Annotated in this window: 10 protein-coding genes and 1 pseudogene; 6 read left to right on the plus strand and 5 right to left on the minus strand. The window is 38.2% G+C overall.

Going from position 1 to position 10,229, the window contains the following annotated elements; genetic code table 11:
• From O9290_RS22715 to O9290_RS22725, 3 genes are all read right to left on the minus strand, one after another.
• On the minus strand, positions 1 to 105 hold a 105-nt coding region (locus O9290_RS22715), incomplete at its 3' end, for a helix-turn-helix domain-containing protein (protein WP_288086851.1).
• A gap of 81 nt (positions 106 to 186) precedes the next feature.
• The gene (locus tag O9290_RS22720; RefSeq protein WP_288059329.1) at positions 187 to 696 is read right to left on the minus strand and encodes an NB-ARC domain-containing protein; all 510 of its coding nucleotides are present in this window, start codon (positions 694 to 696) and stop codon (positions 187 to 189) included.
• A gap of 23 nt (positions 697 to 719) precedes the next feature.
• Complete coding sequence (locus tag O9290_RS22725) at positions 720 to 1,220, minus strand: hypothetical protein (protein WP_288059332.1); 501 nt, start codon at positions 1,218 to 1,220, stop codon at positions 720 to 722.
• A gap of 198 nt (positions 1,221 to 1,418) precedes the next feature.
• Here O9290_RS22725 and clpS point away from each other — a divergent pair, with 198 nt between their 5' ends.
• Genes clpS through O9290_RS22740 form a run of 3 tightly spaced genes read left to right on the plus strand, consistent with a single transcriptional unit; the run spans position 1,419 to position 4,099 of the window.
• Entirely contained in the window at positions 1,419 to 1,706 is a 288-nt protein-coding gene (gene clpS, locus O9290_RS22730; RefSeq protein WP_002738526.1) for an ATP-dependent Clp protease adapter ClpS, read from the plus strand.
• Complete coding sequence (locus O9290_RS22735; protein ID WP_288059334.1) at positions 1,699 to 2,529, plus strand: CPBP family intramembrane glutamic endopeptidase; 831 nt, start codon at positions 1,699 to 1,701, stop codon at positions 2,527 to 2,529. Before clpS ends, O9290_RS22735 begins: the two co-directional genes overlap by 8 nt.
• Positions 2,530 to 2,581: 52 nt before the next feature.
• Positions 2,582 to 4,099: an ammonium transporter gene (locus O9290_RS22740; protein WP_288059337.1), complete on the plus strand. Its 1,518-nt coding sequence runs from the start codon at positions 2,582 to 2,584 to the stop codon at positions 4,097 to 4,099.
• Positions 4,100 to 4,110: 11 nt separating this feature from the next.
• Here the strand turns inward: O9290_RS22740 and O9290_RS22745 are convergent, their stop codons facing one another.
• Both O9290_RS22745 and O9290_RS22750 read right to left on the minus strand, forming a co-directional pair.
• Positions 4,111 to 6,369: an AAA-like domain-containing protein gene (locus O9290_RS22745; RefSeq protein WP_288059339.1), complete on the minus strand. Its 2,259-nt coding sequence runs from the start codon at positions 6,367 to 6,369 to the stop codon at positions 4,111 to 4,113.
• Positions 6,370 to 6,647: 278 nt separating this feature from the next.
• Complete coding sequence (locus O9290_RS22750; protein ID WP_288059342.1) at positions 6,648 to 7,904, minus strand: AAA-like domain-containing protein; 1,257 nt, start codon at positions 7,902 to 7,904, stop codon at positions 6,648 to 6,650.
• Positions 7,905 to 8,048: 144 nt separating this feature from the next.
• Here O9290_RS22750 and O9290_RS22755 point away from each other — a divergent pair, with 144 nt between their 5' ends.
• The 3 genes and pseudogenes from O9290_RS22755 to O9290_RS22765 all read left to right on the plus strand — a co-directional run.
• Positions 8,049 to 8,357 carry a hypothetical protein gene (locus O9290_RS22755; protein WP_002738432.1) on the plus strand — a complete coding sequence of 103 codons (309 nt, stop codon included), beginning with the start codon at positions 8,049 to 8,051 and terminating at the stop codon, positions 8,355 to 8,357.
• The gene (locus O9290_RS22760) at positions 8,344 to 9,219 is read left to right on the plus strand and encodes a hypothetical protein (RefSeq protein ID WP_288059344.1); all 876 of its coding nucleotides are present in this window, start codon (positions 8,344 to 8,346) and stop codon (positions 9,217 to 9,219) included. Before O9290_RS22755 ends, O9290_RS22760 begins: the two co-directional genes overlap by 14 nt.
• A 306-nt stretch (positions 9,220 to 9,525) precedes the next feature.
• Positions 9,526 to 10,229, plus strand: a pseudogene (locus tag O9290_RS22765) (IS1 family transposase); the annotation flags it as partial.

Raw genomic sequence — 10,229 nt, forward strand, 5'->3', positions numbered from 1 at the left:
ATGACATCCGAGCCAGACGGCCATTTGCCGTTGAGATAAATTTCCCTCCTGACTAAGTTGGTAGAGCAAGTTTCTTTGTTCTATGTTAAGATGTTGGTGGCTCATTTTTGGGTCTGATTTGTTTTTGTTAATGATCAGACACTACCTGATGAGCCTTTCTTTGTCAACTCTTGAGGTTGATGCGTTTCATTTTTGAATTGGCGATTCCACACATTTATCTAAGGGTAAAACATCTAAAGCTATAGACTCAAATTCCGTACTAAGACACCTTTCCCTAGTGGTGACTAATATCTTAATCCTAGAATCTTTTGGTAACATTCGATCGGGAATTCGGTCGATATTGGGGACATCATCGAGAATTAATAATAATTTTCCCTGCTGAGGTAGCCAATTTTGCCAATACCAGTCCACTTGTTTTTCTAAAGATTCTTTTTTCAATATTTCTGGTAAAGATAGATAGGGACCAGCTAATTTAACTATTTCTTCTGCTAAACCCGATAGTCGCAAGGATAACCAATATTGTGCCGCGTATTCCTGTTGGTATCGTTTCGCATATTCCAAAGCTAAAGCGGTTTTTCCTATTCCCCCTAACCCTTCCACTGCACAAACAATCACCCCTTGTTCTGTTTGCAATTGCTGATGAATTAAGGTTAACTCATCTTCCCTCCCGACAAAATTAACCGTACTTTTGCCCACATTACTAGGGATAGAGGGAATACTTACTTTTTTAGACGATTTTTCACTCCTGCGATCGCACGATTAAATGTGGGAAAATAACGCTTAAAAGTTGACTCAGTATCTAATTCCGCTTCGTAGGTCAGGGAAACAAAAGGGGGTATAGTAGATAGGGCCGCTTTTAATTTGGCTGCTGCCGATCGCTCTGGTTGATTGAGTTTAGCCAGAATTTGGTTTAATGATTCTAAGATTTGTACAGAAGCAAGTTCAGGGGGTGGTTCTGCGGTAATTGCCGTCAATTCTGTGACAATTTCTGCTACCATTACCTCGGCATCAGGAAAGGACGATTCTTGACTCTCGCTGGCGATTAAATCCCATTTTTCTCGTTCAAATTTTTTAATTTCTGTGCGCTTATCGTTTATGCGTTGCTGCAAAAGAACTTTATCTTCTGGACGCGCACCTGTCCACGCATCGCGGATTCCCGCTAATTGTTCTTTTAAGCGTTGAATATTTTTATCGAGATTTTGTAATTCGCCAGCAGACATAGAGAAATAAGGTTAAATTACAGGGTTAATTTAATTATGATCTATCCATCTAGAAATGTCATTCCTGTGGCTGTCCCCCACTCCCCAACACCCAACCCCTCACGGATCGCTGAAAAAGCCTAGCTCAATCTGGAAATTTTGATTATGATCATTAGTAATTGACCTTTATTTGTGATATAGATTCAAAGGAGAGACACGGTGTCCACAGAAGTCATCGAAAAGCGTTCCACAGCGACAATCCGTAAACCAGCACCGCGTTATCGCGTTTTACTCCACAATGACGACTTTAACTCGATGGAGTATGTGGTTCAGAGTTTAATGCAAACGATCGCCGGTATGACGCAACCCCAAGCAGTCGATATCATGATGGAAGCGCACACTAATGGTACGGCCTTGGTGATTACCTGCATCCAAGAACACGCGGAATTTTACTGTGAAACCTTGAAAAATAAAGGTTTAACCAGCAGTATCGAACCCGATGAATAAAAGATTGCGGGTAATTGCCACTTACCCAGTCCCCCTGCGACTGGGAATTTTTATTTTGCTCTTACTTTTTCTCTGGTTGCCGATCGCACTTCCCCTCTATCACTTTTTTGCCACTAATGCCAATCTTGTCTCAATTTTGACCCTTTCTGTTCTCTATCTGGAATTTTTGGGGTTATCCCATTGGTGGGGACGGATAATTTATGGCGATGAGGGATTAGCCGATTATGGGTTGATTTGGCGAAGAAAAACGCCGATCGAGTTAATTAACGGGTTGGCGATCGGTTTATTTTTCACTTTCTCGCTTTTTCTGTCCCAAGCGTTCCTAGGTTGGTTAAATTTCTTACTGGCAAATCCCCAGATCAGCAAAATCATCCTGGAGGGGTTTTTAGTCGCTTTAGCGGTGGGTTTTGCCGAAGAATTGCTATTTCGGGGCTGGTTACTGGGAGAATTAGAAAAGGATTATCGTCCCGCTATCGCTCTAGTGATTAGTGCCTTAATTTTCGCTCTTACCCACTTTATTAAACCTTTAGCCGAAATTATCCGCACTTTTCCCCAATTTCCTGCCTTAGTCTTGCTAGGATTAATTCTCGGTTGGGCAAAACGCGCCTGTGGTGGTAGTTTGGGTAAAAGTATCGGTCTGCACGCGGGTTTAATCTGGGCATACTATATATTAAATGTGGGTCAGTTAATTAAATACACTGGTACTGTTCCCGATTGGTTAACTGGAATCGATAAAAATCCTTTAGCGGGAGTGATGGGTTTACTTTTCCTGACAATTCTCGCTATCTGGATCAGAAAAAAAGCAGTTTTGAGTGAACGATAAGGGATTAAATCAATTACTATAAAGGGGAAATTGCCCATGAGAGTTATAGCCGATGAATCGATTATTATCTTTTCTAGAATATCGCCCGCGTTTGCGTAATATCCTATCTTTTTGTTTCTCTCTTATCGTCATGCTGTTGATCGGTGTAGGCAAAGTCACAGCACAAGATTTAAATAATTCTACTCTGGATTTAGTTGCTAATCTCTGGATGTTAATAGCCGGCTCGTTAGTATTCTTTATGAATGCGGGTTTTGCCATGCTGGAAACGGGTTTTTGTCGTACTAATAACGCCACTAATGTCTTGGCTAAAAACCTAATTGTCTTCTGTGTTTCTGCCTTGGCTTATTGGATGTTTGGTTTCGGTTTAATGTTTGGCAATACATCAGCACTAGGGAATAGTTTCTCTGGTGATACAGGATTTTTCTTGGAAATTTTAACCCCTAATAATCAATACATTCAATTCCAAAAATTGTGGCCAGGTCGTTCAATTGCCACTTTATTTTTCTTTCAATTAACTTTTGCGGGAACTGCGGCGACCATTGTATCGGGAGCAGTGGCAGAAAGGGTTAAATTTTGGGCATTTTTGCTATTTAGTTTCTTTTTAGTCGCTTTTTCTTATTCTCTGACAGGACATTGGATTTGGTCATCGGAAGGATGGTTATATAACTTATTTAAGTTTCGAGATTTTGCTGGTTCAACGGTGGTGCATTCGGTGGGAGGAATGGCCGGATTAGTGGGTGCTTGGTTGCTAAAACCGAGAGATGGACGTTTTGGTTATAATTGCAAAACTGACTGTTATGAAGAAAAAGAAAGGGGAAATTTTGCTCCCCATCAGTTAGGATTTGCAACCCTTGGTTGTTTAATTATTTGGTTAGGATGGTTTGGTTTTAATGGTGGTTCGGCGGTAAATTTGGATGATGTCCCCATGGCAATTACTACCACGATGATTGCCGCTGCTGCTGGGGGAGTTTTGGCATTAATTCTTAATCCTTTAATCGGTCGCAAAGCCAGTTTATCCACAATTATTAATGGCATTTTAGGGGGATTAGTGGGGATCACGGCATCATCAGGTTATGTTAATATCAGATCAGCTATTATCATTGGTGGCATTAGTGGCATTACTGTCTTATTAGGAGAAGAATTTTTAATTAAAACTAAAGTAATTGATGATCCAGTGGGAGCAATTCCAGTACATCTTTTTTGTGGTTTTTGGGGAACAATAGCGGTGGGTTTCTTTAGTAATAAAGATGCGAGAGAATTTGCCAATGGATTAACACAGGATAGTCCTATATCTCAAGTCGCTTTTCAATTTTTTGGATGGATTGTAGTCATGGCATTTACTTTTATTTTTAGTTTAATTCTCTGGCTAATGATTGGCAATCTCCTCTATTATATGCAAATAATTGTTTTACGTCAAAAGAACCCACAGGTTAATTACTCTCATGTTAGAAGGAGTCAATCCTTCAATGTTTCTGACCTATTCTTTTTATTTTGGTCACGGGGAAGGGAAGGAATCCGAGTATCATTATCCGAGGAATTAACGGGTAGCGATGGGGTATTTAGTGATTGAAAAATTAATGTTTATTCAATAAGTTTTTGGCAATCTGGATTATCTTGCAAAGCTCGATCGATATCCGATTTCCAAGCTCTATCCTTATACCAAATTTTTGCCCGAGATTGAGCTTCTTTAAAGTTATCAGAAGATGGGGGGATTTTGCACAAAATTTCAAAACCACCTTCTCTACCCGGCACATGAGCCACAAAATTATTGGCAGCTAGTCCTATTGCTTGCTGAATTAACTTTAATTCAGTTAATTGAGTCCCACACTTTTCAGGAAACTGATCACCTTGTTTCCTTTCCAATTCTTGCAGTTGTTGAATAGTCCTGTTTAAGCTAATATTAAAATCTCGTTTAGCACAAATTTCTGGAATACTAGGTGATGGTGAGGGTGTCTCCACGCCATTAGGAGTCTTTTCAGGAGTCTTGAATGACCAAAAAGTAAATCCAAGAAAGCCTAATAGTGCCAAGAAAGATAATATTTTAGTTAAACCAGCAGGAGGATTCTCCACATCAACTAATTTTTCTAATTCTTGTTTAACCCATTTAAAATTAAATACTTCTTTATAAATTCGATTGGTCACTTCTAGATACTCATCATTTTTAATCACTAATTCTGCTTGCTGAAGTGCCAATTTTTCTGGTTTATTATCAGCAAAGACTCTCCCCTGCAAAATGTCTTGATAGATTTCTAATGTTGACCTAACATTTTTATCAGGAGTTAAGAGACTGTTTTGTATTTTCCAGAGATGGGCTGCCGCTTTATTTTGTAACCAATTTTCTACAATATTTTTCTGAATCAATTGTTCAATTACTGGTTTTTCTTCTCCTTCCCGCAACTCATTTTTATTGTCGATTAGCAAACCGATAACTATTTCCGTTAACTCCAAGTTACCACCCGTCCAAGCTAAAGTTTCCTCAATTAAAGCTGCTCGTTGATTCTCCTCAAATTTGGGCGTTAATTGTTTTTCAGCCAGTTGATATGCTTCCCCTTGACGTGCTATCTGTGCTTTTCGTTTGGCTGCGATTTCACTTAACTCTAAAAAACGCTTTTCTGACTCATTAAGGTCTTGATTTTTACTCCAAGTTAAAGCTTCTGCTAAATCTTGATCAGAAAGAAGTTTAGTGTCATCTTCCCCTGAATTTAACCAAACTTCGTACTTTTCAATGTATGGAGGGATTTTATTTAATTCCGTTGTCACCCAAGTTTCATTAAAAACATTTCTATAAATCTTATTATAAACTTTTAACTTTTGTCGGTCTTGAACTACCAATCCCGTTAAGCGTAATTCTATTTGATCAAGACTACCATCATCGGTAATTTCACCATTTCTTAAAATTTCTAGGTAAAGCTTCAGCATTCTTCTACCCGTGACACGCTTATTTAATAAACGATTCCGAATAGTTTTTAGGTGTTCTGGACTATCTTGAGATACCCAGTTACTAATTACTTGCGACTGGATAAAATCGCTGACATTAATCGGGGTTGCTGGGGATTCCTTGCCAAATCCAGGGCGAGATGTGGAGATTAAATGACAAATTTTTTGAGTTAAAAATGGTTGTCCACCTGTCCATTCTATAACCTCCTCTAAAACCCGTTGCGGTGCGATAACTTTGTCCTGCAATCCCTCGGCAAGTTTTCTGGCATCCCTTATAGTAAATCCAGATAATCGAATATCTTGACCAATATTAAAAGAACCACGATTATTATCTCGAATAAAGTTAGAAACCGTCGCTACCCCCAACATACAAAAGGTTAGACGTTGATAATCACGATTGTGAGGACGTTTTTCATGACAGCTACGCAGCCAAGCAAAAAAAGCATCTGTGGAAAAATTTAAGCTCAGAATGCTATCAATTTCATCAAAACAGATAACAATAGGTCGGGATACCTCCTTTAAGAGAATTTCCTCTACAAATTGATCAAGACGATTAATAGCTGATTTATAGGCTCGTTCATCCCACCAAGTTTGCTCTTTTTCCCGAATAGAAAGATCAAATCGTTTAACCAGTTGCTCAAATAATACTCGATACCAAATATCTTCGGATAGGTTTTTTCCTAGACCACTCAAATCAATGGTAGCACAATCAATATTATCCTCTTTCAGTCGTTTTTGTGTCTGTACCCACAAACTTGATTTTCCCATCTGACGGGAATTTAACACATAGCAATACTGTCCATTTTTTAGATAGTCATAAAATATATCATCTGCTTCCCGCTTGATATAACTAGGTGCATCTAGGGGAACGCTGCCTCCAACATAATAAAAATTGGTCGCCATAGGATTAAAATTAGCAATTTGTCTGATTGGTTAAGTTCGATGAATAATTTAATCAAAGGTTATCTGTCCCTAAGCTAGTCCGCATTTAAAGTTCTGGGTTCGATGGGGGAACGGGGAACAGGTGAAAACGAATATTAGATTTAGATGTACAACAGTTTAACTAAATATAGCAATTCCCATAGTTGTGAGGTACAGAGTCTTAGGTTTTGAGGAGTCAGGAGTCAGGAGTTAAGATTTTGGTGTACCTCATGAGATTGGGAAACGCTATATATTGGATTTTAGGAGGATAGGCGATACCTAAAATAGTCGCTGTATAGTGGATAACGGGGTTGAACAGCATTCTGCACAAAGGTTACTAATCCTAAACTATGAAGTTGCCAATTAATTGTTGCACCTAAATCAACGGGAGAAGAGGACTCTACAACCTTTTTCATTCCTGCTGCTAGGTTTGGATGTTCTTGTAAGTTTAGCAAATGTCCTCGCAAATGATCCCCATAAATTCCCGCTTCCGTGGCTGCTGTCTCTAAAAAATCTGCTAAAGACAGTTGTTTTTGGGTAATCCCATAAATCGCTTTTTGGATTAAATAGGGATGTCCCCCGACAAGATTAATTATTCTTTGCAGTTCATCTTTTCCCAAGTTAGCCTGATATTTATTAGCTAGAATCAAGACCTGTTCTAGAGTAAAATCAGGTAACAGGATTTCTGTTCCTACATTGAAAGGAGATTTATTCAGGTCAGCAGGAACATAATTTTCTGTGGAATAGGTGATAATTAAGTGTAACTTTTGCCAAGTATTATTATTTTTTGCCTCCTCGTGCCAAAGACGAAATAAACTAAGGAAATCGTCAGCAACGCTGGTATAGGTAAAGAGACTATCTATCTCCTCTAAAACTAAAATTAGGGGTTTATCCAGCTTTTTGAGCAAATGGTCTTCAAAATAGGCAGTACAGCTATAAAGTCCTAATCCTTCTTGCCATTTTTCCTGAAAGAGAGCTGCTAACCCTAATTTCTTGGAAATAATCAAAGCAAACCAAGAAAGCAATCGGTCTAAATCGCCGAGAATTCCTTTACTTGCTTGTAAAAAACTGAAACTGACGGTTTTATACTCTCTTTTGTCAACTTGACTCAAAATTCTATCGACTAATAGGGTTTTACCCATCCCCTTGGCTGATTTAATCCGCAATAATGAACCTGCTTGACTCACCGTCTCCAGACAAAGCTGTTCCACTGGAGGACGTTCAATATACTTGGAAAAATCCGCGGCCCGGTTTTCTCCCTCATCCTCAGACGTGGCAGCAGCTGTTTCCTCCAACTCATCCCAGTCAGTGATTTCTCGATAATCAAGGGCTAATTTTTGACAAATTTCATAAAAATTGAGATTACTAATCGATTTACCGTTAAGAAAAAGGCTAATAGTCGATTTTGCGAATCCTAAATCCTCAGCAAGCAGCTCTTGACTTGCGTAACCATTGAGTTTAACTGCTTGTTTGACTCTAGGGATATATTCTGATTTTACTTTAAGCGATCGCCCCATAAACTTCCATCAATCGACGCAATCTCTATTTTATCGCAAAAAACTCAGACATATCTCAGTCATTCTCAGTCATGAACTCAGAGAGTCATGACTGAGGATCAAGATGTACTGGTCGAAGTGTATTTATAAACTACACAAAACAGAATGCTTGACATATTTCCTTCTAAGTCCAAAGACAATGACACTTATAAGGGTGATTCTGGGACTTCAGCTAAGTCTGACAATTATTTAACCTCCGAGGAGAAGTCTCTTTTATCTGATTTACTCAAAGTTAGGGCTGCCACTGTCGTAAGCTTTAAAATTGAAACAGATAGAGTTGGAGAAGCTGACTTACAAGATAAATTAAAAGAACTAAAGGACAAAGGCTATATCAAAGTCAATAAACAAAAAAACTACGAAATCTTTACTCCCACTTGGAAAACTCGTTGGCTCAGGGTAAATGGTATTTTGTAGTCAGGTTCTAACGGAATTAGATAAGTTTCCTTTTTTCAGTTCATTCACCCATTACCTATTTTTGGTAGATTCTCAGGCAGCTGCCGCCACCGACCTTTCTAGTGAAATACAAAAATTTGTGGAAGGACATCGGTGGTCTTTTGTGGTGACTGCGATAATTATTGGAGTAGCAGTTGAAACTAGAATTAGCTATTTCTCAGCTTTTAGGATTCGTCATTTATTTCCCAATTTAAAAAAGGATTTTTTAAATTCTTTTGTTCGTTTATTAACTGTCAAAATTGTTATATCAATACTCTTATACTATCTCATTCAATTTATATTTTCTCTATTAAGCTCGATTGAGGATGATGTATATGTGGGTTTAATCATTGCTCTAGTCTTTGGTTTTATTATTAGTTCCTTAAACCCTAATTTAGAACAAATTGACCAAGTAATGGGTGGATTTAGCCCATCGACAATTAATCCTGTCTCCAGTCTGATCAAAAAGCTATTAGAGTTGTACCAAGGATTTCAAATATCTATTATGGAGACTTTCGACGAGAAATTGGCATCGGAGAAAACTATACTGTATGATGATACCAGACATGAATTTGATCGTTTTCAAATACTTACTATTCAAAAATACATCGAAGAATTAATCGGGAGATATACACTGGAAAGAACGCAAAAGAACTATCAAAGAAGATTAGACGCTATTCTAGGAGGATTTAGTGGCAGCGATCAGAAAGAAGAATTAATATGGTTATTATTTAGTATGGTTTTTACTGATGAAGATATTAATAAAATTAGAAATAACCCAACACAATCAAGAATTTTAAAAAGACTGCGAACAATAGAACAGGGGAATAGTACGATAAATTAAACGTCGGACAGTTAATTAAATACAATTGTACTGCTTTTATCGATTAACTGGAATCGATAAAAATCCTTTAGCGGGAGTGATGGGTTGACTTTTACTGACAATTCTCGCCCTCTGGACCAGAAAAAAAGTAACCGATGTGGTAATGATTCGGTAGTAGTGGCGTAGCCCTCTTGCTTACCTGGTATGAATTGTGTTAAATATTTATTAATAAAAATAATTGCAACCCGCTCAGTCTTTAAACCTCTAGCTTGAGCATGACTTTTCTGATAAATATCTTTTTCTGGCTCCTGTCTGGCTTACTCAAATATCAGTCTAGCACCGAACAAAGTACCCCCTAGTTCACCTCTATTCCCCTGTCCTAATTGTGGTTCTCACCATAGGATCAAGAATGGTTCTATTCCTAAGGGAAAACCCAAACGTCAAGGTAAAGAATGTGGTCGTCAGTTTGTGATCAATCCCACTAATAAAACCGTATCTGACGAAACCAAACAATTAATTGATCAACTCTTGCTCGAACGAATTTACTGACGAGGAATTGCTAGAGTAACAGGGGTAAGTTGGTCATGGTAACAAAATTATGTCAACAATAAACTGGCGGCTGTACCCCGTCAAATAAAGGTTTCAGACAAACAAAAAGGTAAATTGGTTAGAGAATGTGATGAGATGTGGTCTTTGGTTTTTTCTAAGACAATAAAGGTTTATATTTGGCGGTTAATTGATAGAAATACAAGGGAAATTATTGTTGCTATTTAGGAGACAGGAGTCGTCAATCAGCCAAAAAACTTTGGGGACAGTTTACCAGGCGTTTACCGACAATGTGCAGTTGCTTACACAGACTTTTGGGAGTCCTATAAGACAGTAATTCCTAGTAAACGTCATCGACCAGTCGGTCAAGAAACTGGTCAAACTAATCCTATTGAAAGATTAAATAATACCTTTCGACAAAGGATTTCTCGGTTGGTGAGAGAGAGTCTATCTTTCTCTAAAAAAATGGAGAATCACGTTGGGGA

It is taken from the genome of Microcystis sp. LE19-41.2A, assembly GCF_027530405.1.
GTDB lineage: Bacteria > Cyanobacteriota > Cyanobacteriia > Cyanobacteriales > Microcystaceae > Microcystis > Microcystis aeruginosa.